We start from the raw sequence: 21802 nt of genomic DNA on the forward strand, positions 1-21802 counted from the left end.
CTTCCTCTCACCCCCGTCGCCGGTTCGTCAAGGGATGGCGCATCCGGACCGGATGGGGCCGGATCGAACATCTATCGACGAGCTGGCGAGAGGGGGCTGGCAGCAGGGACGCCGGGTGAGGAGTTCGTCAGATCACACGGTCCGTCAAGTGGTCCGGCGTGCCGAAGCGGTGGGCGGTGATGCTGATCGCCTGTTCGTGCAGGAACGGCAGCATCTCCACCCGTCCGGCCTCGGTGACCTCGCCCCCGTACACGGCGAGGTCCGGTCGGGGACCGACGGCGCCGTCGAGATCCGACCGCGCCGAGTCGGTCGCCCCGACGAGCCGGATCCGGCCGCCGGGTAGGGCGGCGGCCCGCCGCAAGAAGGAAGCGTCGGATTCGACGACGGCGTCGACGTGAGCCGACGCGAGCACGGACCGTACCGCCTCGGGCAGCCGGTCCGGCGTCGAGACGGTGAACCGGGACCGGGCGCGCAGGCCCGCGGCGGCCACCCGGATCAGGTCCGCCGACTCGCCGCCCTCGGCCAGGCGCACCCGCACCGGGACGGGCAGATAGCGCAGGATGTTCCGCTCGGCCCGCAGGCCGGACACGTCCCGGGCCAGGCCGAACTCGCGCTCCCAGGCGACCTGATCGGAAGCGACCGCACGGTCCAGGAAGGCGCGCGCCGGGGCACCGTCCGAGGATGAGGACGGCGACGCCGACGCCGCCGACGCCGACGCCGACGAGGCGGAGACCAGCGCCGACACGACCGGCAGCAGCACGCCCGCCGGCGTCATCGTCGCCTCCCGCCGCCGCCACGACCCGAGCCCCATCAGGTAGCTGGGGCCGCCGGCCTTGGTGCCCGGTCCCACGGAGGAGCGCTTCCAGCCGCCGAACGGCTGCCGCCGCACGATGGCACCGGTGATCCCGCGGTTGACGTACACGTTGCCGGCCTCGACCGTGTCCAGCCAGTGGCCGATCTCCTCCGGGTCGAGGGAGTGCAGGCCCGCGGTCAGACCGTACGCGACCCCGTTCTGCAGCTCGAGAGCCTCGGTCAGGGTGTCGGCCGTCATCACCCCCAGCACCGGGCCGAAGTACTCGGTCTGGTGGAAAGGCGAGCCGGCCTTCACGTTCATCCGCACGCCCGGGGACCAGAGCCGGCCCTGCCCGTCGAGCTGGCGTGGCTGCACCAGCCAGTGCTCGCCCCGCTCCAGGGAGGTCAGGGCGTGCGCTAGCTTCCCGGCGGCCGGTTCGATGATCGGCCCCATCTGGGTGCGGGGATCGTCCGGCCAGCCCACGGTCAGGGACCGGACGCCGTCCTCGAGCTGGCGCAGGAACCGGGCCGAGCGGCGGACCGGCCCGACCAGGACGACCAGCGACGCGGCCGAGCACTTCTGCCCGGCGTGCCCGAACGCGGACGCGATGACGTCGCGGACCGCGAGATCCAGGTCCGCACTGCCGGTGACGACGATGGCGTTCTTGCCGCTGGTCTCGGCCAGCAGCGGCAGGTCGGGTCGGAAGGAGCGGAACAGCTCGGCGGTCTCGTAGGAGCCGGTGAGGATGACGCGGTCGACGGTGGGGTGGGTGACCAGCTCGCGGCCGAGTTCCTCCTCGCCGACCTGCACGAAGCGCAGCACCTCCCGCGGCACCCCGGCGTCCCAGAGCGCCTGCGCGAGGACCGCGCCGCAGCGGGACGCGGGCCCGGCGGGCTTGAGCACGACGGCGCTGCCGGCGGCGAGGGCGGCGAGGGTGGACCCGGCGGGGATGGCGACCGGGAAGTTCCACGGCGGGGTGACCAGGGTGAGCCGGGCCGGCTCGAACGCCGCGCCGTCGACGGCGTCCAGGCCGCGCGCCTGCTCGGCGTAGTAGTGGGCGAAGTCGGTCGCCTCGCTGACCTCGGGGTCGGCCTGGTCGATGGTCTTGCCGGCCTCGGCGGCCATCACCTCGATCAGGTCGAAGCGCCGCGCGGCGAGCATCTGCCCGGCCCGGTGCAGGATCTGGGCGCGTTCGGCGCCACGGCGGGCGCCCCAGGCGGCTCCGGCCTCGGCGGCGGACCGCAGCACCGCATCCAACTCTCCCGCGTCGTCGATCCGGGACGCTTCCAGCAGCTCGAGGCCGATCCGGGAGTCGCGGGCTCGCTGCAGCGCCAGCCGCCCCCAGCCGCGGTTAGCGGGCAGCGACGGGTCCGTGTCGGCGGTGTTAGCGAACCGGGCCGGCAGCGGTTGCTCCAGCGGCCGTTCGGCGCTGCGGTCCTGGGTCCGGGCGGGTGCCGGGACGACGCCGTCGAGGGCGGCCATGTCCTCCAGCGAGGCGAGGAAGCGGGCCTTCTCCCGTTCGAACAGGGCCGGCTCGTCGGCGAGGTCGACGACGGCGGACATGAAGTTGTCCGGGCTGGCGCCCTCCTCGAGCCGGCGCACCAGGTAGGCGATGGCGACGTCGAACTCGTCCGGGTGCACCACGGGCGTGTACAGCAGCAGCTGCCCCACGGTCCGGCGCACGGCGGTGGCCTGCGCCTGCGCCATCCCGAGCAGCATCTCGACGTCGACCCCGTCCGTGACGCCCCGGGCGCTGGCCAGCAGCCACGCGAAGGCGACGTCGAACAGGTTGTGACCGGCGACGCCGATGCGGACGGCGGCCAGGTTCTCCGGCGTCAGTGCACGCACCAGGATGGCCTTGTAGTTCGCATCGGTGGCCTGTTTGGTGGGCCAGGTGGCGAGCGGCCAGTCGTGCAGGTCCGCCTCGACGTGTTCCATCGGCAGGTTGGCGCCCTTGACCACGCGGATCTTGATCGGCGCGCCGCCGGCGGCCACCCGCTCCTTCGCCCAGCCGGTCAGCTCGTCGATGGTGGCCAGGGCGTCGGGCAGGTACGCCTGGATCACGATGCCGGCGGTGAGGCCCGCGAACTCCGGCTGGTCCAGGATGGCGCGGAACACGGCGACGGTCAGCCGCAGGTCCTTGTACTCCTCCATGTCCAGGTTGATGAACTTCGGCGTCGCGGCGCCGGCAGCCTGCCGGTACAGGGGGGTGAGCTTGTCGACGATGTCGGCGACCGCCTCGTCGAACGCCCACAGCGGGGTCGGGGACACGGTCGAGGAGACCTTGATGGAGACGTAGTCGACGTCGTCGCGGGCGAGCAGCTTCGCCGTGCCCGCCAACCGCCGACCGGCCTCGGCCGTGCCGAGCACGGCCTCCCCGAGCAGGTTGATGTTCAGCCGGTTCCCGCCGGCCGCGATCGCCGCCAGTGCGGGGCCGAGCTTGTCGTCGGTCGCATCGACGAGCAGGTGCCCGACCATCCGGCGCAGGGCCGCGCGGGCGGCCGGGATGACGACGCCGGGGGCCACCGGGCCGAGTGCGCCACCGGCCCGGACCGCCGCCTTGAGGTACCAGGGCAGGAAGGCCGGCACGTCGGCCGCGATCTCGGCGAGCTTGTGGGCGGCGACACCCTCGTCCTCGGGCCGGATCACCCCGTCGACGAAGCCGACCGTGAACGGCAGCCCGCCGGGGTCCCGGAGCACGCCGGCGAGGTTCCTGGCCGACGCGTCGATGGGCAGGTCGGCCGCCTCGGCCAGCCAGCGGCGGACGAGGGCGACGGCGTCGTCGGCCAGCTTCCGCGGGTCGTCCGGCGTCGGCGGGGTCGGACGGGTCTGGGTGGCGCTGGTCATGGGTGGGCCTTCCTCCGGTGGTGCAGGGCTCTGGCACCAGTATGGGAGCGCGGTTCATTCGGGAACAGCGACGATTTACGATGACTGTTCGTCAGCTTTTCCGATGAATGGGAGGGTCCGTGCTGGACCTCAAGCGGCTGCGGCTGCTGCGTGAACTGCAGATCCGCGGCACGATCGCCGCGGTGGCCGAAGCCGAGCGCTACAGCCCGTCCTCGGTGTCCGCGCAACTGGCGTTGCTCGAGCGGGAGGCCGGCGTGCCGCTGCTGCGCCGGGCGGGCCGACGGGTGGTGCTGACGGCGCAGGCGGAGACCCTCGTCGGGTACGCGGACGAGCTGATCGCCACCATGGAGCGGGCGGAGTCGGCGCTGGCCGCCTCGCGGACGGAGGTCACCGGTACGGTCCGGGTGGCGGTGTTCCAGTCCGCCGCGCTCGCGCTGCTGCCCGGGACGTTGCGCTCGCTCGCGGACCGCTTCCCCCAGGTGCGGGTCGAGATGGTCCAGCACGAGCCCGAGTCCGCGCTGCACGAGACCTGGGCCGGCGACTTCGACGTCGTCGTCGCCGAGCAGTACCCGGGCCACGCGACCGCGCGGTACCCCGGGCTGGTGTGGCGGGAACTCATGTCCGACGCCATCCGGCTGGCCGTGCCGAGCGTGTGGCAGGACGTGAGCGGGTTGGCCGGCGCCGCCGACGCGCCCTGGGTGATGGAGCCACCGGGCGCGGCGTGCCGGCACTGGGGGGAGCAGGCCTGCCGGCTGGCCGGATTCGAACCCGACGTGCGGTTCGAGACGGCGGACCTGCAGGCCCAGATCCGGCTGGTCGAGTCCGGCAACGCCGTCGGGCTGATCCCCGACCTGGTGTGGGCGGGCCGGGACCGCACGGTGCGGTTGGTCGAGTTGCCGGGGAACCCCCGGCGCACGGTGTTCACCGCGGTGCGGGCCTCCGGCGACGAGCGGCCGGCGGTGGTGGCGGTCCGGGAGGCGCTCGGCGTCACGGCCGCGGGCATCACCGGGAAGTGAGAACACCGCCGGTCGACGGCCTAGCCGGCCAGTCCGACACCCTGCAGCAGCAGGGCGAGCAGGATCGACGTGCCGTTGAACCACACGTGGGTGAGGACGGCGGGCCCGAGCCGACCGAACCACAGGGTCAACCCCGCGTTGACCAGGCCGATGCAGAAGACGGAGACGAGCTGGATCAGCACCGACCGCGGGTCGTCGAGCTGACCCAGGTGCGCGCTGCCGAACACGACCGCGCTGATCAGCGCAGCGACCACCGACGCCCGCACCAGGGGTCGTTTCACGGTCGCCGGACGGACCCGCTCCGGGCGGATACCGGGTGCGGGCGGGGGTCCGGCAGGACCCGGGGCGGTGGCGGCGCCGGCCGGCGCGGGCTGGCGCCGCCACCGCCCGAGCCACACCTGGTTCTGCACGGCGCGCAGCAGCAGGCCGCGGAAGAACAGTTCCTCCAGCAGCGGGGAGATCAAGGTCGCGCCGATGCCGGCGTTGATGATCAGCCAGAACGTCGAACTGCCGGCGAGGAAGATGTCGCCGTTGCTCTGCAGCGGCTGATTCGCGCCGGTGAGCAGGACGACGATCACGGCGACGACGGCGGTGAGCAGGCGCAGGCCGATCGAGGCGATCAGCCCGGTGAGCACATCCATCCACCGGAACCGCAGCCCGAAATCACGCGCGAGCGAACCGAACCCGCGCGTCCGCGAGCTGATCAGGCAGGCCCCGAGCAGAACGGCCCACGTCAACAGGAGGGAGACGAAGACGCCGGGGCCGCCGCTGAACACCGACGGTCCCAGGGTGAGCTGCAGGGCCAGGCCGATGATCAGCGGGACGACGAGGAACGCCACGGCGGCCAGCACGACGTCGATGATCGACCAGCGGGGCCGCAACGGGTGTGCGGGGGTCAGCTGCGCCGGGTTCGCCCAGCGCAGGGAAAGCGGAACCGGGATATCGGAGCGACGGGGCGGCGGGGCACCGGACGCGCCGTTCGCCGGTGGGCCGGCCATCCCCGGCGGTGGGCCCTGGCGCCACGGGGGAGCGGGCACGGGCGGCCCGGATCCAGTCATCGGCGCTCCCCTTCGGACGGATGGACGGACGGACGGTCTGTTCGCCCCACGTTATCCGCCAGCGCGTCGGCGGCACGGATGAGGCCGAGGTGGCTGAAGGCCTGGGGGAAGTTGCCGATCATCCGGGTCGAGCCGGGGTCGTACTCCTCACTGAGCAGGCCGACGTCGTTGGCGTAGCCGACCAGCTGGTTCATCAGCCGCTCCCCGTCCGGTCGCCGGCCACTGCGGGCGTACTGCTCGACGAGCCAGAAGTTGCAGATCAAGAAGGGATGTTCGTGTCCCTCCAGCCCATCCAGACCCGCCGAGGTGCGGTAGCGCAACACCAGGCCGTGCTCGTCCATCAGCTCCTGTTCGATGCGCGCCGTGGTGCCGAGCATCCGCGGGTCGTCGTAATCGAGGAACCCGGTGTGCGGCAGCTGCAGCAGGGACGCGTCCACCTCCGTGGTGTCGTACGCCTGGGTGAAACTGTTCAGTTGCCGGTTGAAACCGTGCTCGTCGATCTCCTGCCGCAGCCGGTCCCGCAGCTCGCGCCATCGATCGACCGGCCCGTCGAGCCCGTGCCGCTCCACCGCCTGGATTCCCCGGTCGAAGGCCGCCCACATCATCACCCGGCCGTGCGTGAACCAGTGCGGCTGTCCGAGCATCTCCCAGATGCCGTGATCCTTCGCGTCGAAGTTGGCCTCGGCGTAGCGCAACAGCCCGCGCTGCAGCCCCCAGGTGTACTCGTCCTTCTCCTCGCCGGCGTCGCGCAGTTTGCCGAGGGCGATCATCACCTCGCCGACGACGTCGGCCTGGTACTGACCGGCCGCACCGTTGCCGATCCGGACCGGCCGCGACCCCTCGTACCCGGCCAGCTGGTCCAGCTCGCTCTCCCGCAGGTCCCGCTCGCCACCGAGCCCGTACATGATCCGCACGTCGTCGACGTCGCCGGCGACCGCACGCAGCAGCCAGTCCCGCCACAGGACCGCGCCGCGGGTGAGGCCGTGGTCGATCGCGACCTCGATGGTCAGCGACGCGTCCCGCAGCCAGGTGAAGCGGTATTCCCAGTTGCGGACGCCCCCGAGGTCCTCGGGCAGGGACGCGGTGGGAGCAGCGACGATGCCGCCGGTGCGGGCGTGCGTCAGGGCCCGTAGCACGAGCATCGACCGCAGCACCAGGGGCCGGTGGCCGGTGTGCGCGGTGAGCTGGGCCGCCCACTCCGTCCAGAACGCCACCGCATCCTCATGGGCGTCCCGCGGGTCGACGGGCTCGGGAACGTCGTCCCAGGACCGGAACCAGGTCAGCTGCCAGTCTCGGCTCTGTCCCGCGGACAGCGGGAAGCACCCGACGAGGCGGGGGGTGCGCGAACCACGGGCGTCGTTCTCGGTCTGCTGCGTGGTCTCCTCCGGCCGGTGCAGCGGCGGACCGCTCAGCAGCAGCGCGTCGGGGCCGGCGATCGAGAGCAGGGCCGGGCGGCCGGCCTGCGTCGTGCGGCGGGTCCACGGCGTCGCGCGGGCGTAGTCGAACCGGATCCGCAGGTCGTGTTCGACGGTGACCGATCCTTCCAGGCACTCCACCCGGCGGACGAGGTCGGCTTGCGCGTCGCCCGGTGGCAGGAAGTCGACGACCTTGACGGTGCCGGTGGGGCTGCGCCAGGTCGTCTCGAGCACGAAGGTTTGCGGGGTGTAGCGGCGGTCGATGACGTTGCCGTCCGGCACGTGCAGCAGCCACCGCCCGTCGTCGGCGTCCCCCAGCAGAGCGCAGAAGCAGGCGGGGGAGTCGAACCGGGGCAGGCAGAGCCAGTCGATGCTGCCCCCGCGGGAGACCAGCGGTCCGGTACGCAGGTCGGACAACAGCGCGTACTCCTCCAGCGGGATGCTCATGGTCCTAGTTGTATCGGTCGCAGCCGTCGAGCGGAACCCTCGGGCGACCCGGCCGCTGTCCCGGCTCGGGAGCCGATGCCGCCACGTCCGCGACCTCTGGGACAATGGACGGGTGACCGCGACCGTGACCGACCCCGTGACCGTGGCGCCGACCGTCTTCGACCGCACCGCCACCCCGCTCAAGCTCGACCTGCCGCCGCTGCGGCTGGGGCACCTGACCGTCGACACGCCCGTCGTGCTCGCTCCGATGGCGGGCATCACCAACACCGCGTTCCGGCGCCTGTGCCGCGAGTACGGCGGCGGGCTCTACGTCTCCGAGATGGTCACGTCCCGCGCCCTGGTCGAGCGCAGTCCGGAGTCGATGCGGTTGATCAAGCACGACGCCGACGAGGCGGTCCGCAGCATCCAGCTCTACGGGGTGGACCCGGTGACGGTCGGTGCCGCGGTGCGAATGCTCGTCGAGGAGGACCGTGCCGACCACGTCGACCTGAACTTCGGCTGCCCGGTGCCCAAGGTCACCCGCCGGGGCGGTGGCTCGGCGCTGCCGTGGAAGACCGACCTGTTCACCGCCATCGTCACCGCCGCTGTGCGCGAGGCGGGCAGGGCGCGCGGCGGGGCGGGCATCCCGCTGACCGTCAAGATGCGCAAGGGCATCGACGAGGACCACCTCACCTACCTGGAGGCCGGCCGGATCGCCCGCGACGCCGGGGTCGCCGCCGTCGCGCTGCACGGCCGCACCGCGGACCAGTACTACTCCGGCACCGCCGACTGGGACGCCATCGCCCGGCTGCGCGAGGCCCTGCCGGACCTGCCGGTGCTCGGCAACGGGGACATCTGGTCGGCCGAGGACGCGGTGCGGATGGTCCGGGCGACCGGGGTCGACGGCGTCGTCGTCGGCCGCGGCTGCCAGGGCCGGCCGTGGCTGTTCGGCGACCTGCAGGCGGCCTTCGAAGGCAGCGACCGGCGGTTCCGGCCCGGCGTCGACGTCGTCGCGGCCACTTTCCGGCGGCACGCCGAACTGCTCGTGGAGAACTACGGCGAGGAACCGAAGGCCCTGCGGGACATCCGCAAGCACGTCGCCTGGTACTTCAAGGGCTACCCGGTCGGCGGGGACCTGCGGGCCCGGCTGGCGCAGGTGGAGACGCTGACCGGCCTCGACGACCTGCTCGGCGAGCTGGACCTGTCCCTGCCCTACCCGGGCCAGGACGCCGAGGGCCCGCGCGGACGTGCCGGCAGCCCGAAACGCACGGCGCTGCCGGACCGGTGGCTCGAGTCCCGGTCCCTGAACGACGAGCAGCGCGCCACCATCGCCGCCGCCGAACTGGACGTCTCCGGTGGCTGAGCGCCTCTCCACCGGTGACGCCCGTCCCGCGGCCACCGCCGAGCCGACCGCAGCACCGGCGCCGATGTCGCGGGTGGGCACACGCATCCCGGATTCGACGCTGCTGCCCGGGGAGCCGCCTGCGGGCTACACGGGGTCCGACGCCGAACGGTGGGTGCCGGAGAGCCCGAAGAAGCGGCACCGCACCGACTTCGAACGGGACCGCGCCCGGGTGCTGCACTCCTCGGCGCTGCGCCGGCTCGGTGCGAAGACGCAGGTCGTCTCCCCGGACACCGACGACTTCGTGCGCACCCGGCTGACCCACAGTCTGGAGGTCGCCCAGGTCGGGCGGGAGCTCGGCCGGCTGCTCGGCTGCGACCCCGACGTCGTCGACGCCGCCTGCCTCTCCCACGACCTCGGCCACCCGCCGTTCGGGCACAACGGGGAGGCCACCCTCAACCAGCTCGCCCAGAACATCGGCGGCTTCGAGGGCAACGCCCAGACCCTGCGGCTGCTGAGCAGGCTGGAACCGAAGGTGGTCACGGACGACGGCGGGTCGGCCGGCCTCAACCTCACCCGCGCCAGCCTCGACGCCGCGTGCAAGTACCCGTGGGCCGCCAAGGACGCCCCGCTCATCCACGGGGTGCGGACCAGCAAGTTCGGCGTCTACGAGGACGACCTGCCGGTGTTCGCCTGGCTTCGTACCGGCGCCGAACCGGGCCGAAGCTGCATCGAGGCGCAGGTGATGGACCTGGCCGACGACATCTCCTACTCGGTGCACGACGTCGAGGACGCGATCGTCTCCGGGCACCTGCAGCTGGACGCCCTCGCCGACCGGGACACCCGGGACCGGGTGATCGAGTACACCCGGCAGTGGTATCTTCCGCACACCGAGCCGGGGGAGGTCCACGCGGCGCTGACCCGGCTGGAGGCGGATCCGGTGTGGGTGCGTCGTGCCGGTGTCGACCGCGCCGGCCGGGCCGCGCTGAAGCACATGACCAGCCAGCTGATCGGTCGGTTCTGCCAGAGCGCCCTGGAGGCCACCCGGGCCATCTACGGGCCCGATCCACTGACCCGGTACGCCGCCGACGTCGTCGTCCCGGCCGAGACGATCACCGAGATCGCCGTGATGAAAGGAATTGCCACGACATTCGTGATGACCAGCTACGACCGCCAGCCCATCTACGAGGAGCAGCGGGAGGTGCTGGCCGAGCTGGCCACCATGCTGGCGTCCACGGGGGACCAGCACCTGGACCCGATGTTCGCCGTCGACTGGCGGGCCGCCGGCGACGACGACGCGCGGCTGCGGGTGGTGATCGACCAGGTGGCGTCCCTGACCGACATGTCGGCGCTGGCCTGGCACACCCGGCTCAGCCCGCTCGGCCGACAGCGGCAGCGGCTGTGGTGAACGGCGGGGGCGGCGCCCGTGGCACCGCGGCGATGAGCCGCGCCGCCCTGGTCAAGCACCTCAAGCGACGTGCCCAGGGCAGCCCGTTCACCGTCGAGCGCACCGGCACGGGCGTCGTCGTCCGCCTGGCGCTGGCCGCTGGGGCGTGGGGCGGTCGGCTCCGGGCTGCCGGTCTACTCGCCGCGCCGGAGGTGACGGTCGACTTCGACGAAGCCACCCGGACCTACGTGTTGCGCGCCGCCGCCCGGGAACTGGACTGGCGGGACGGGCCGAACCCGGATCGGCCGGTGCCGGTGATCGGCGGTCCGCGCACCCTTCCCCGCGTCGGTCGGGCCGGCACTGCTGCCCTGCGGCGGGACGGCGTGCGCTGGGCAGCCGCGGACGAGTTGGCCAACAACCCGGTGGGCGCCATCTTCGGGTTCGTGGACGACTGCTTCGCCGACTCGGGTTGGACCCGGCGCGCCAACACCGGCCTGGCGGAGAAGAAGTACCTGGTCGGTGGCATCGTCGCCGTCCTCGCCTTCGCTCTCGTCGGTGTGATCACGTTCCTGCTGCTGACCTGACTACTCCTCCCTCCCTCCTGGGAGTGGTGGGGGCTCCGCTGGGTGTCGGGGCCGCTGCGTAGACTGGATCCGTGGCGGGACTGATACGGCGGGAGGACATCGACGCCGTCCGCGAGCGCACGGATCTGCGCGACGTCGTCGGCGAGCACGTCACCCTCCGCACCGCCGGGGTCGGCAGCTGGAAGGGTCTGTGCCCGTTCCACGACGAGCGCACCCCGTCGTTCACCGTCCGCCCCCAGGTGGGCCGCTACCACTGCTTCGGCTGCGGGGAGAAGGGGGACGTGTTCGCCTTCGTCCAGGCGATGGACCACGTCACCTTCACCGAGGCCGTCGAGAAACTCGCCCACCGGCTGAACGTCGAACTGCGGTACGAGCAGGGCACCGGCCCGCGCCGGGAGGACGTCGGCAAACGGCAGCGCCTCATCGACGCGCACAAGGTCGCGGCCGAGTACTTCGTCGGGCAGCTGCGCACTCCGGCCGCCGGCATCGCTCGCGAGTTCCTGACCGAGAAGGGCTTCACCGGGCAGGACGCCGCGCACTTCGGGGTCGGCTACGCGCCCCAGGGCTGGGATCACCTGCTGGGGCACCTGCGCGGCAAGGGGTTCACCGACGAGGAACTCGGCCAGACGGGCATGTTCTCCGCCGGCAACCGCGGGCTCTACGACCGGTTCCGGGGTCGGCTGATCTGGCCCATCCGGACGATCGCGGGGGAGACCATCGGGTTCGGAGCCCGGCGCCTGCACGACGACGACCAGGGACCGAAGTATCTGAACACCCCCGAGACGACGCTCTACAAGAAGTCGCAGGTGCTCTACGGGCTGGATCTGGCGAAGAAGGACATCGCCCGGGACCGGCAGCTCGTGGTCGTCGAGGGCTACACCGACGTGATGGCCTGTCACCTCGCCGGGATCCGGACCGCGGTGGCCACCTGCGGGACCGCGTTCGGCGGTGAACACATCAAACTGGTCCGCCGGTTGCTGTCCGACGACGGCACCGGTGGCGAGGTGATCTTCACGTTCGACGGCGACGAGGCGGGCCAGAAGGCGGCGCTGAAGGCGTTCGACGAGGACCAGCGGTTCGTCGCCCAGACCTACGTGGCCGTCGAGCCGACCGGTGCCGACCCCAACGATCTGCGCCTGACCGGCGGCGACACCGCCGTCCGGCACCTGCTCGAGAGCCGCCGGCCCCTGTTCGAGTTCGCCATCCGGGCCACCCTGAGGAACTTCGACCTGGAGACGGTCGAGGGACGCGTGCGCGCGCTGCGGGCGGCCGCCCCCGTCGTCGCCGGCATCCGGGACGCGGCGATCCGGCCCGGCTACGCCCGGGAGCTCGCCGGCTGGCTCGGCATGCCGGTCGACGACGTCACCGCCGCGGTCGCCGCCGCCGGGCGGCAGGGTCAGCACACGAACCGCCAGCCCGGGAACGGGCAACATGCGCGCACCACCGGTCACCGCCCGGATCAACCGACGAACCGGAACCCGGAGGACCGGAACGGGCAGCGGGTCCCGCCGACCGGTCTGCCCACCGGGGCGACCCGGGTGGACGACGACGGCGTTCCCGCCCGACCCCTGGCGGCCGCCGGTCCGAGCTTCCCACGGCCGAACTGGCGGGATCCCGCGGTCGCGATGGAGCGCAGAGCCCTGGAGGTGGTGTTGCAGGTGCCCGGTGCGTTGACCGCCGGCGACTGGGACCGGTTCGACGCCGCCGTCCTGCGCGAGCCCGCCCACCGGGCGGTGCACGAGGGGATCGTCGCCGCCGGAGCCGCCGGGGCGCCCGCCTCCCGCTGGGTCGACGCCGTGCTGGAGGAGGTGCCCGAGGTGCTCCGCGGCTTCGTCTCTGAACTGGCGGTCACGCCGTTGCCGGCATCCACCGAGGAGAACCTCCGGGCCTACGCGGAAGGGGTGCTGCACCACCTGTTCGACGCGCAGATCGCCCGCCGGAAACAGGACATGATCGCCCGGCTGCAGCGCCTGGACGGTACCGCGGACCCGGACCAGGCGCGGGCCCTGCAGCGGGAGCTGCTGGAGCTGGAACTGCAGCGCCGGGCCCTCCGTCCGCGGTGACCCACCGATTTCGAGCCGAGCCGCGCCGGCTGGTACGGTAGTAGCTGCCTCCTTCCCCCGTAGCTCAATTGGCAGAGCATTCGACTGTTAATCGAAGGGTTACTGGTTCGAGTCCAGTCGGGGGAGCGCGACCCGCATGAAGGCCCCGCGATCATACTGATCGCGGGGCCTTCGTCGTTCTCGCGGGTCGTTCGGCCGCAGCGGGTCTACGCCCGGATGTCCGCTCCGGCGGCCGACGCGATCCGCGCTACGATGTGCTAGATGAGGTCGGTGACGCACCGAGAAATGCGAAACAGCAGCGGTGAGATCCTGCGCGCGGTCGCGGCGGGAGAATCGGTTCAGGTCACCAACAACGGCCAGGTGGCGGCGATCATCTCGCCGGCCGGAGGCGACGTCCTCGCCGAGTTGGTGGCACGCGGCCAGGCGCGACCACCGCGCGCACCGCTGACTGAACTCGCCTCGGTGCGTCGGGCCACCCCACGGCGTCGTAGTGACGAGATCCTTGCCGACTCACGAGGAAGCTGGTGATCTCCTACCTCGACGCCTCCGCCGCGATGAAGTTGCTGGTGCAGGAGAAGGAGTCGGAGGCGTTGACCGCGTACCTCCTCACGCCACGGGCATCTGGCCGCCGATTGGTCGCATCGTGGCTGCTGCACGCCGAGCTTCATTGCGCCGCCAACCGTCACCCCGGCGACATTGATGAGTCCTCGCTGACGACCGTGCTCGATGTCGTGACGCTGGTCGACATCAGTCGCGGTGACCTGTTGACGGCCGGAACGCTACCGGGTCGCCTCCGCCCCAACGACGCCATCCATCTGGCCGTCGCGCTGCGCGTCGGAGCGGACGAGATGATCACCTACGACCGAGAACTGGTGGCAGCTGCGGTCGCCGCCGGTCTATCGGCGGCGCAGCCGACGTGATCTGAGGGGCCTGCGTCGGCTGGTCAGTCCGGTCAATCCGGAAGTTGCGATGGGACCCCGAGCCGTGCCGACGCCGATCAGGGTGCGCAGATCCCCGACGATGCCCAGCGCCCGGCCGAACAGCCACGCCGCGACGAGACAGATCACCAGGGTCCCGAGCATCACCGGCAGGGACTCCACGCTGGCGAGGGTGGCGACGACGGCGATCACGACGGCGAGGGCGAGACCCGGCAGGCGTTCCCCGGCAGGCGTTCCCAGACGCTGCGGAGACGTGCGGCGGGAGGCTCGGCGGGCATCGGACCATCGTCGACGGCGACGGCGACGTCACGCACGACCCGCGACGCGAGGTCAGCGGCTGCGCGTCACGCCGTCCAGGAAGGCGTCGACGACCGCCGTCGGCTGCTGGTCCGGGATCCAGTGGGTGCCGGCCAGCTCGACGAACCGGTAGGGCCCGGTCACGTATCCGGCGCAGAGTTCGGCGGCGCGCCGGGACACGGCGGAATCGCCGGAACTCCACACGAACGTCGTCGGCACCCGCACCCGGGGTGTGGGGGAGACGAACGGCAGCGCCCGGTACCACCCGAGGGCGCCGGGCAGCGCCCCGCCCTGGACGATCTCGCGCCGGAACCGTTCCCGCGCCGCCGCCTCCATGCCGGACCGGGCGAGCAGCACCGAGCCACCCCAGCGCGTGCGTCCGATCGCGAGTTCGGGCACCAGGGGTATCTGGAAGAAGCCCATGTACCAGGAACGCCGCGCCTGATCGGCCGAACGCAGGGCACGGCTGAACGCGGCCGGATGCGGCACCGACACCGCCGTCCAGGTCCGCACCCGCTCCGGGTGGTGCGCCGCGACGGACCAGCCGACGTTCGCGCCCCAGTCATGCCCGATCAGGTGCACCGGCCCGACGTCGAGCCGGTCGATCAGCGCCACGACGTCGCCGGTCAACTCGGACAGCCGGTAGGCGCGGCGACCCCGGGGTCGGGCGCCGGGGGAGTACCCGCGCTGGTCCACGGCCACCGTCCGGTACCCGTGCCCGGCCAGCTGGGCGCTCACGCCCGCCCACGACGTCGCCTTCTGCGGGAACCCGTGCAGCAGCACGACGATGTCGCCGTCGAGCGGGCCGGCGTCGGTCACGTCGAAGGTGAGCCCGTTCCGGGTGAACGACGTCAGCCGGGACGACGAGGATGCGGAATCCATGTCAGCGGTAGTCGTAGAAGCCCTGGCCGGTGGACCGGCCGAGTTTGCCCTGGTCGATGTAGTCCCGTTTGAGGATCTCGGCGAACTGCTGCTGATCGGGGTCGTCGCTGGACCGGCTGAGGTGGTACGGGGTCTGCATCCCGATCACGTCGTAGATCTGGAACGGGCCCAGCGGGGCGCCCGTGGCCTTGCGCCACGTCAGATCGATCGTCTCCACGTCCGCGACCCCGCGCACGTACAGTTTCGACGCTGCAGTGAGGAACGGCACCAGCAGCGAGTTCAGCACGTACCCCGGCTGCTCCTTCTGCACGCGGATCACGACCATGCCGATCTCCTCCGCGAACTGCGCGACGGCGTCGGAGCACGCGGGCTCGGTGCCCGCGTGTCCCATCACCTCGGCGGTGTTCTGCAGCCAGATGTTGTTGGCGAAATGCAGGGCGAGGAACCGGTCCGGGCGGCCGGTGGCGTCGGCGATGGCCCTGGGCAGCAGGGTGGAGGAGTTGGTGGCGAAGATCGTTCGCTCCGGAGCCGCCGCGCCCACCGCGGCCCACGTCTCGCGCTTGATGTCCAGGACCTCGGGGACGGCCTCGATGACGAGATCGGCGTCGCCGACGGCGTCAGCCAGGTCGGTCGTCGTCCGGAGGCGGGCGACGGCGGCGTCCAGTCGCTCCGGGGTGGCGTCGCCGAGGTCCTGCCGGTACTGCGCCGCCAGGTACGCCCAGCGTTCCGGCAGCCGATCGAGCACCCGGGCGTCGACGTCGTACACGACGACGTCCTTGCCGTGATACGCGGACTGGAAGGCGATCTGGGAACCGAGGACGCCACTGCCGAGGACCGTGATCTGCTGCATGTCTCCTCCTGAAGTCGGGGTGTCGGCCGTCGAGCCCCAACCTACCGGGCCGAAGGCCACGGCATCCCGGCGCAAACTCATCAGTACGCTTACGATGGAAGTCGGATTCCCCTAGGGTGGAGCTCGTCCCCCATCCGTCAGCACGGAGGTCCGATCGTGAGCCAGCAACCCGCACAGCAGCAGACGCCCCCCGGCTCGACCGGGCAGATGAACCCGAAACCGGATCACGGCGAGGAGAGCTACCGCGGATCCGGCCGACTGCCGGACAAGGCCACGGTCATCACGGGCGCCGATTCGGGCATCGGCCGCGCCGTCGCCATCGCCTTCGCCCGCGAGGGCGCCGACGTCGTGATCGCCTACCTGGACGAGCACGACGACGCGAAGGAGACCGCGCGCTGGGTGGAACAGGCGGGCCGCCGGGCCGTCCTGGTCCCCGGGGATCTGGCCGATCCCGCCCACTGCCGGGACGTGATCGCCCGGGCGGTGGAGGAGTTCGGGCGGGTCGACGTGCTGGTCAACAACGCCGCGTTCCAGATGAACCACGAGACCCTCGAGGAGATCTCCGACGAGGAGTGGGACCGGACGCTGGCGATCAATCTCAGCGCCTTCTTTCACCTGACCAAGGCCGCGCTGCCGCACATGGGCCCCGGGTCGTCCATCATCGGGTCCAGCTCGGTGAACTCGGACAACCCCACCCCGACGTTGCTGCCCTACGACGTCACCAAGGCCGGCGTCGCGAACATGACGGCCGCGCTCGCCCAGCTCCTCGGCAGCCGCGGCATCCGCGCCAACTCGGTGGCCCCGGGTCCGATCTGGACCCCGCTGATCCCCTCGACGATGCCGGCCGAGAAGGTGGAGAGCTTCGGCGCCGACGTGCCCCTGGGCCGGCCGGGGCAGCCCGCGGAACTCGCGCCGGTCTACGTCCTGCTGGCGTCCGACGACGGCAGCTACATCTCCGGAGCACGCGTGGCGGTCACCGGCGGCAAGCCGATCCTGTGAGCGGAGCCGATCCGCTGAACCGGGGCGGTCCGGTGAGCCGGTCGTCGCAGGACCGGATATAAAGGTCACATGCTGGAACAACGCGACTTCGGTGCCACAGGCCTGCGAGTCTCCGCGGTGGGACTGGGCGCCGGGCAGATCGGCGAGGACGACGTCACCGAGGAGGAGGCGGCCGCCGTCCTGCACGGGGCGATCGACGCCGGCGTGACGTTGATCGACACCGCCGCCAGCTACGGGTCGAGCGAGGAGCGGATCGGTCGCCACCTCGCCGGCCGACGCGACGAGTTCGTCCTCTCCACCAAGGGCGGCCAGGCGATCGACGGGAACGCCGACTGGACGCCGGGCGCCGTGCTCGCGAGCATCGATCGGTCGCTGCGCCGGACCCGCTCGGAGCGGCTCGACATCTTCTTCCTGCACTCCTGCCCGGTCGACGTGCTGCGGCGCGGTGACCTGCAGGAGACCCTGGACGACGCGGTCGCGGCCGGCAAGGTGGGCGTCGCCGGCTACAGCGGCGACAACGAGCATCTCGCGTTCGCGGCCGACTCCGGCCGGTTCGGCGCGATCGAGACCAGTGTCAACGTCGTGGACCAGTGGAACCTGCGCAACGTCGTCGGCCGGGTTGATCGGGACCGAAGTGCGCCCGGCGTGATCGCCAAGCGCCCCATCGCCAACGCGCCGTGGCGTTTCGCCGAGCGTCCGTCCGGGCACTACGCCGAGCTGTACTGGGAGCGGTTCCGTGAGCTCGACCTCGATCCCGGCGAACTGGACTGGGGCGAACTCGCCCTGCGCTTCACCGCGTACGCGCCCGGCGTGCACACCGCCATCGTCGGCACCGCGAAGCCGGAGCATCTGCGCCGGAACATCGAGGCGGCCGGCCGCGGGCCGCTGCCTGCCGAGACGCTGACCGTCCTCGACCAGGCCTGGCAGCGGGTCGGCGGGAACTGGCCGAGTTCGACCTGAGCCCCTCGTCGACCGGGGCGCCGACGGCCTGCCGGCGTCCGTCCGGCGGCGCGACAGCGCGGGCCTGATCCCGGCCTACTCCTCGGGCTCCGCGAGGCCGCGGTGGTGGTGCTGGGGACTGTTGCTCATGGTGTGCTCGGCTTGGAAGATCGCGTCGGTGACGAGTTGCCGTGCGTGCTCGTGCTCGAGCCGGTAGAACACCCGGGTGCCGTCATGGCGGGCCGTGACGATCCGGGCCAGCCGCAGTTTGGCCAGGTGCTGGGAGACGACGGTGGGGGACTTCCCGACGACGTCGGCCAGGTGGTTGACGGACATCTCATCGGTGTCCCGCAGGGCCAGGATGATCCGCACGCGGGTCGCATCGGCGAGCATCTGGAAGATCTCGACGGCGAGCTCGACGTAGCCGCCCTCCGGCAGCCGCCCACAGTGCGCCGCCTCGGTGCGCCGGGTCGTCTCGCTCACGCCACCGATGCTATCGCGGTTGCCGGATATCTGCGAAGCCACGCAGATATCCAGGCGGTGTCTGCTCGCTTCAGACGGTCACGGTCGAATTCGGCGACCAGCCGGAACCGAAAGCGAGGGTCGTCGCCCGGTTCTCAATTCCGTTCCGGTCGGCCGGCCGGCCGTCCCTCGCGGTCGTGTGGGCGCCGGGGGCGCTTCTCCGGCGTAGGAACGTCCGGGAGTTCGCCGGTGTAGGTCACGTCCGCGGCGATGTCCCGCAGTTTGCGGTTCAGGTCCTGACTGGCCTGGCGCAGCAGCGCGAAGGCCTCGTCGTTGGACACCCCGCGCCCCGCCATCAGGATGCCGACGGCGGTACCGATCTGGCGGCTGGTGCCGAGTGCGGTCTGCAGGTCGGCGACGTCCTCGTTGTGCAGCTGCTGCTGGAGCACCAGGCCGGCGAACGGGGCGAGCACGGAGACCGTGATCACGTCGTGCCTGGTGAAGGCGCCGGGCGGCCGGGCGTACAGGTTCAGTGCGGCCCGGTCCTCCCGGGACAGGGCCAACCGCACGCTCAACATGCTGTTCACCCCGAGGTCGCGGGCGCAGACCGGCGCGAACACCGGCCACCGGGAGTCGTTCGCCAGGTCGTCGCTGACCACGACGGTGTTGCTCCAGGTGGCCTCCAGGCACGGGCCCTCGCCGCTGCGGTACTGCAGGGCGTCCACGTCGCGGGGCAGTTGCCCGGTCGCGGCCGACGTCGTCGGCCTGCGGTCGCCACGGATCAGCGTGATGCCCGCGTCCGCGGCGTGGGGGATGAGCTCGACCGCCACCTGCACCAACCGCTGGGCGTCCAGCTCTCCCCCGCCGACCCGGAGCAACTCCGCCAGCGCACCGAAACTGGCGGCGACGGTGTCCGTGCGGTCGGTGTCATTCATCGTAGGGTCCTGCGGCACCACGACCTCGCTTTGCCCGGGCGGGGACGCTGTTTCCTCAACGTACGCACGGTGCGGGACCAGCGTAGCGCGAAGCGGGCGCGTTGAGCACCCGCGGGACGGCCACCCAGCCACCTCCGTCGAGCGTGCCGCGAACCCCGAGTGACGGGCGCTGCGGCGCAGCAGTTTCGGAGCTCCACCCGCCCCCGGCCGGTCAGTCGGCGTGCGCTTCCGGAGCGAGCCACACCAGGGCGGCGACGACGATGGTGGCCGTGCCGGTGGAGAGCGTCGGCTCCAGCACCGGGGCGAACTGCGGGGAGTGGTTGGCCGGGATGTCGGCATCGACCGTGCCCTTCGTCTGCGCCGCGGCGTACGTGTCGGGATCGATACCGCCGATGCCCCAGTAGCTGTAGGGGACGCCGAGGGCGGTGGGGATGTCGCTGAAGTCCTCGCTGGCCGACTGCCGGCCGCGGTCCTCGACGGCCTCCCCGAAGTGGGCGGTGAACGCCTCGGTCAGCCGCGCGGTCGTGTCCGCGTCGTTCTCCGTCAGCGGGTAGTGGTCGAACAGCTCGAAGTCCGGCTCCGCCGGGGCACCCGATGCCTGCGCCTCGGCCGTCGCTATCCGCTTGATGGCCTCGATCACCCGGTCGCTGACGGCCGTGTCGAACGTGCGGATGTTCAGCTCGAGCACGGCCCGATCGGCGATGATGTTGCTCTTGCTCCCACCGCTGATCCGGCCGATGGTCACGACGGCGAAGTCGTCGGGCGCCACCTCGCGGGACACGACGGTCTGCAACCGCATCACGATCGCCGAGGCGAGCACGACGGGGTCGACCGACAACTGGGGCATCGAGCCGTGGGCCCCGCGGCCGTGGACGGTGATCCGCATGCTGTCCGCGCTGGAGAGGAACGGGCCGGGGTGCGGGCTGACCCGGCCGGCCGGGAAGGCCAGCACGTGCTGGGCGAACGCGACGTCGGGCGCGGGGATCGTCTCGGCGAGCCCGTCCTCGACCATTTCCCTCGCCCCGGTGGCATCCTCCTCGGCGGGCTGGAAGAGCGCGACGAAGGTACCGCTCCACGCGCCCTTCGCCTCAGCGAGCAGCCGCGCGGCTCCGAGCAGACAGGCGACGTGGACGTCGTGTCCGCAGGCGTGTGCCACCGGAACCGTGGTGCCCTCCGCGTCCTCGGCGGTCGCGGTGCTGGCGTAGTCCAGGCCGGTGTCCTCCTGCACGGGCAGGGCGTCCATGTCCGCGCGCATCAGCACGACGGGGCCGTCCCCGTTGGCGAGGACCCCGACGACGCCGGTGGTGCCGATCTTCTCGGTCACCTCATAGCCCGCCTGCGTCAGCTCCTGGGCCACGCGTTCGGCCGTCTTCACCTCCTGGTTGCTCAGCTCGGGGTGCTGGTGGAAGGTCCGGTACAGGTCGTGCTGCCAGTCGGTGATCCCGGCCTGGCCGCGCAGGATCTGCGCGACGGCGTCGATCGCCGCGTCCTCGTTCGTGCTCATCGCCGGTGCTCCTCTGCTCGGACTGCTGGAAACTGCTCGACTGTCTCGACTGTCTCGGCGGTGGACTCGACGGTGGAACGGTCAGTCGCGCGCGGTGCCCTCCGGGGTGCCGTCCGCGGTGCCGTCCCTCGCATCGTCGTTGCCGTCGTCGCGGTCGTTGCCGTTGTCGCGGCGGCGGCCGGCGAACAGCTGGCCACCGGTGCCGCCCCACCAGCCGTGGAGCCAGGCCGAAGCCTGTCTCGCCGGCTTGGGCGCGTGCACCTCCGTCGGCAGCGTCCACCCGAAGCGGCGGGAGAGCAGGGAGACGGCGGTGGCGGCGACGATGGCGACCACCGAGCCGAGCGAGGAGTTGCCGAGCTGGTAGAAGACGACGGTGAGCACGCTGGAGACCAGCGCGCTCGACGCGTTCAACGTGTTGCCGCCGAAGATGGTGGGCACCTTCCGGAGCATCACGTCGCGGACCGTGCTGCCGCCGACGGCGGTGAGGGCGCCCATCAGCACCGCGGGGAGGATGCCAAGACCCAGGTCGAGCGTCTTCTGCGCTCCCACGTTCGCCCAGCAGCCCAGCGAGAGGGCGTCCAGGAGCGTCAGGGCGAGCTGCGGAAACCGGCCCTGGAAGGGAATCACGAAGGCGATCGCGGCGCCGATCAGCGCCATGATCAGGTAGAGCGGATCGGCCAGCGCCGCGACGGGTCCCGCCTGCAGGAGCGCGTCGCGAATCATGCCGCCCCCGAGTCCGGACAGGATCGCGAGGGCGATGAAGCCGATGAGGTCGAGTCTGGCCGATCGGGCGGCGATGCCGCCGAGGATGGCGTTGGCCAGGACGCCGGTCAGATCCAGAATGCGGACGGCCTGATCCACCGTCTGGGCATCCGGTGTCACGGCGAACACGCTGACCTCACCCGTCCCACCTTAGCCTCGATCCACCGATCAGCTTCGTGACGGTGACCGCTCCGGGTGAGCTGGCTTCGTGGCCGTTTGGGCGTGTGGTGGCCGCCGGTCTGCCCGGCTTTTCCACTGGAGTTCCTTGCTCGTGTGGTCGATTGCTGGTGGTCAGGTGCCGGC

The 21802-nt window shown here is 71.8% G+C and carries 19 protein-coding genes and 1 tRNA gene; 10 read left to right on the top strand and 10 right to left on the bottom strand.

Features of this window, described 5'->3' with window-relative positions; genetic code table 11:
• Positions 1–127 precede the first annotated feature (127 nt).
• On the bottom strand, positions 128–3640 hold the full coding sequence (locus tag BKD30_RS10140; RefSeq protein WP_076704425.1) for a proline dehydrogenase family protein: 3513 nt from the start codon (positions 3638–3640) through the stop codon (positions 128–130).
• A 119-nt stretch (positions 3641–3759) separates the two neighbouring features.
• Here BKD30_RS10140 and BKD30_RS10145 point away from each other — a divergent pair, with 119 nt between their 5' ends.
• Complete coding sequence (locus BKD30_RS10145) at positions 3760–4656, top strand: LysR substrate-binding domain-containing protein (protein ID WP_076704447.1); 897 nt, start codon at positions 3760–3762, stop codon at positions 4654–4656.
• Positions 4657–4676: 20 nt separating this feature from the next.
• On the opposite strand, the gene BKD30_RS10150 is transcribed toward BKD30_RS10145, so the two are convergent.
• A complete protein-coding gene (locus tag BKD30_RS10150; protein ID WP_143588154.1) occupies positions 4677–5714 on the bottom strand; it encodes a CPBP family intramembrane glutamic endopeptidase in 1038 nt (345 codons plus the stop codon).
• Positions 5711–7576, bottom strand: coding sequence for a glycoside hydrolase family 15 protein (locus BKD30_RS10155; protein ID WP_076704429.1), 1866 nt, complete (start codon positions 7574–7576; stop codon positions 5711–5713). The genes BKD30_RS10150 and BKD30_RS10155 overlap by 4 nt, the downstream gene beginning before the upstream one ends.
• Positions 7577–7718: 142 nt before the next feature.
• Between BKD30_RS10155 and dusB the strand changes: the two genes are divergently transcribed.
• The 7 genes from dusB (at position 7719) to BKD30_RS10190 (ending at position 13851) form a co-directional block, all read left to right on the top strand.
• Entirely contained in the window at positions 7719–8918 is a 1200-nt protein-coding gene (gene dusB, locus BKD30_RS10160) for a tRNA dihydrouridine synthase DusB (protein WP_076704449.1), read from the top strand.
• 64 nt (positions 8919–8982) lie between these two features.
• Positions 8983–10305: a deoxyguanosinetriphosphate triphosphohydrolase gene (locus BKD30_RS10165; RefSeq protein ID WP_076704450.1), complete on the top strand. Its 1323-nt coding sequence runs from the start codon at positions 8983–8985 to the stop codon at positions 10303–10305.
• On the top strand, positions 10302–10868 hold the full coding sequence (locus BKD30_RS10170) for a hypothetical protein (protein WP_218189294.1): 567 nt from the start codon (positions 10302–10304) through the stop codon (positions 10866–10868). The genes BKD30_RS10165 and BKD30_RS10170 overlap by 4 nt, the downstream gene beginning before the upstream one ends.
• Before the next feature lie 71 nt (positions 10869–10939).
• Positions 10940–12931 (top strand): DNA primase, encoded by a 1992-nt coding sequence (dnaG, locus tag BKD30_RS10175; RefSeq protein WP_076704432.1) that lies wholly within the window; start codon positions 10940–10942, stop codon positions 12929–12931.
• Between the two features lie 53 nt (positions 12932–12984).
• A tRNA-Asn gene (locus tag BKD30_RS10180) sits at positions 12985–13057 on the top strand.
• Between the two features lie 135 nt (positions 13058–13192).
• The gene (locus BKD30_RS10185) at positions 13193–13459 is read left to right on the top strand and encodes a type II toxin-antitoxin system Phd/YefM family antitoxin (RefSeq protein ID WP_076704433.1); all 267 of its coding nucleotides are present in this window, start codon (positions 13193–13195) and stop codon (positions 13457–13459) included.
• A complete protein-coding gene (locus BKD30_RS10190; protein WP_083956272.1) occupies positions 13456–13851 on the top strand; it encodes a type II toxin-antitoxin system VapC family toxin in 396 nt (131 codons plus the stop codon). Before BKD30_RS10185 ends, BKD30_RS10190 begins: the two co-directional genes overlap by 4 nt.
• Here BKD30_RS10190 and BKD30_RS16510 read toward each other — a convergent pair.
• The 3 genes from BKD30_RS16510 to BKD30_RS10205 form a co-directional block, all read right to left on the bottom strand.
• Positions 13828–14061: a hypothetical protein gene (locus BKD30_RS16510; RefSeq protein WP_076704436.1), complete on the bottom strand. Its 234-nt coding sequence runs from the start codon at positions 14059–14061 to the stop codon at positions 13828–13830. The two genes, BKD30_RS10190 and BKD30_RS16510, sit on opposite strands and share 24 nt — an antisense overlap.
• Before the next feature lie 138 nt (positions 14062–14199).
• Positions 14200–15048: an alpha/beta fold hydrolase gene (locus BKD30_RS10200; RefSeq protein WP_076704437.1), complete on the bottom strand. Its 849-nt coding sequence runs from the start codon at positions 15046–15048 to the stop codon at positions 14200–14202.
• A 1-nt stretch (position 15049) separates the two neighbouring features.
• Positions 15050–15898, bottom strand: coding sequence for a 3-hydroxyacyl-CoA dehydrogenase (locus BKD30_RS10205; RefSeq protein WP_076704438.1), 849 nt, complete (start codon positions 15896–15898; stop codon positions 15050–15052).
• Positions 15899–16105: 207 nt separating this feature from the next.
• Here BKD30_RS10205 and BKD30_RS10210 point away from each other — a divergent pair, with 207 nt between their 5' ends.
• Both BKD30_RS10210 and BKD30_RS10215 read left to right on the top strand, forming a co-directional pair.
• On the top strand, positions 16106–16897 hold the full coding sequence (locus BKD30_RS10210) for an SDR family oxidoreductase (protein ID WP_173893100.1): 792 nt from the start codon (positions 16106–16108) through the stop codon (positions 16895–16897).
• Positions 16898–16966: 69 nt separating this feature from the next.
• Positions 16967–17857, top strand: coding sequence for an aldo/keto reductase (locus tag BKD30_RS10215; protein ID WP_076704440.1), 891 nt, complete (start codon positions 16967–16969; stop codon positions 17855–17857).
• Positions 17858–17932: 75 nt separating this feature from the next.
• On the opposite strand, the gene BKD30_RS10220 is transcribed toward BKD30_RS10215, so the two are convergent.
• The 4 genes from BKD30_RS10220 to BKD30_RS10235 all read right to left on the bottom strand — a co-directional run bounded on the left by BKD30_RS10220 (position 17933) and on the right by BKD30_RS10235 (position 21619).
• The gene (locus tag BKD30_RS10220; RefSeq protein WP_328586910.1) at positions 17933–18319 is read right to left on the bottom strand and encodes an ArsR/SmtB family transcription factor; all 387 of its coding nucleotides are present in this window, start codon (positions 18317–18319) and stop codon (positions 17933–17935) included.
• Between the two features lie 134 nt (positions 18320–18453).
• A complete protein-coding gene (locus BKD30_RS10225; RefSeq protein ID WP_076704441.1) occupies positions 18454–19233 on the bottom strand; it encodes a GAF and ANTAR domain-containing protein in 780 nt (259 codons plus the stop codon).
• 211 nt (positions 19234–19444) lie between these two features.
• The gene (locus BKD30_RS10230) at positions 19445–20737 is read right to left on the bottom strand and encodes an amidohydrolase (protein WP_076704442.1); all 1293 of its coding nucleotides are present in this window, start codon (positions 20735–20737) and stop codon (positions 19445–19447) included.
• An 81-nt stretch (positions 20738–20818) separates the two neighbouring features.
• Positions 20819–21619 carry a trimeric intracellular cation channel family protein gene (locus tag BKD30_RS10235; protein ID WP_083956278.1) on the bottom strand — a complete coding sequence of 267 codons (801 nt, stop codon included), beginning with the start codon at positions 21617–21619 and terminating at the stop codon, positions 20819–20821.
• Between the last annotated feature and the right edge of the window lie 183 nt (positions 21620–21802).

Origin of the sequence: Tersicoccus phoenicis, assembly GCF_001968835.1 — a bacterium.
In the GTDB taxonomy this organism is placed as follows: domain Bacteria; phylum Actinomycetota; class Actinomycetes; order Actinomycetales; family Micrococcaceae; genus Tersicoccus; species Tersicoccus phoenicis.

Coding starts and splice junctions, on each gene's coding strand:
- BKD30_RS10165 (WP_076704450.1), top strand. CDS start 8,983: ATGTCGCGGGTGGGCACACGCATCCCGGATTCGACGCTGCTGCCCGGG.
- BKD30_RS10215 (WP_076704440.1), top strand. CDS start 16,967: ATGCTGGAACAACGCGACTTCGGTGCCACAGGCCTGCGAGTCTCCGCG.
- BKD30_RS10225 (WP_076704441.1), bottom strand. CDS start 19,233: ATGAATGACACCGACCGCACGGACACCGTCGCCGCCAGTTTCGGTGCG.
- BKD30_RS10210 (WP_173893100.1), top strand. CDS start 16,106: ATGAACCCGAAACCGGATCACGGCGAGGAGAGCTACCGCGGATCCGGC.
- BKD30_RS10200 (WP_076704437.1), bottom strand. CDS start 15,048: ATGGATTCCGCATCCTCGTCGTCCCGGCTGACGTCGTTCACCCGGAAC.
- BKD30_RS10150 (WP_143588154.1), bottom strand. CDS start 5,714: ATGACTGGATCCGGGCCGCCCGTGCCCGCTCCCCCGTGGCGCCAGGGC.
- BKD30_RS10230 (WP_076704442.1), bottom strand. CDS start 20,737: ATGAGCACGAACGAGGACGCGGCGATCGACGCCGTCGCGCAGATCCTG.
- BKD30_RS10140 (WP_076704425.1), bottom strand. CDS start 3,640: ATGACCAGCGCCACCCAGACCCGTCCGACCCCGCCGACGCCGGACGAC.
- BKD30_RS10205 (WP_076704438.1), bottom strand. CDS start 15,898: ATGCAGCAGATCACGGTCCTCGGCAGTGGCGTCCTCGGTTCCCAGATC.
- BKD30_RS10185 (WP_076704433.1), top strand. CDS start 13,193: ATGAGGTCGGTGACGCACCGAGAAATGCGAAACAGCAGCGGTGAGATC.
- BKD30_RS10155 (WP_076704429.1), bottom strand. CDS start 7,576: ATGAGCATCCCGCTGGAGGAGTACGCGCTGTTGTCCGACCTGCGTACC.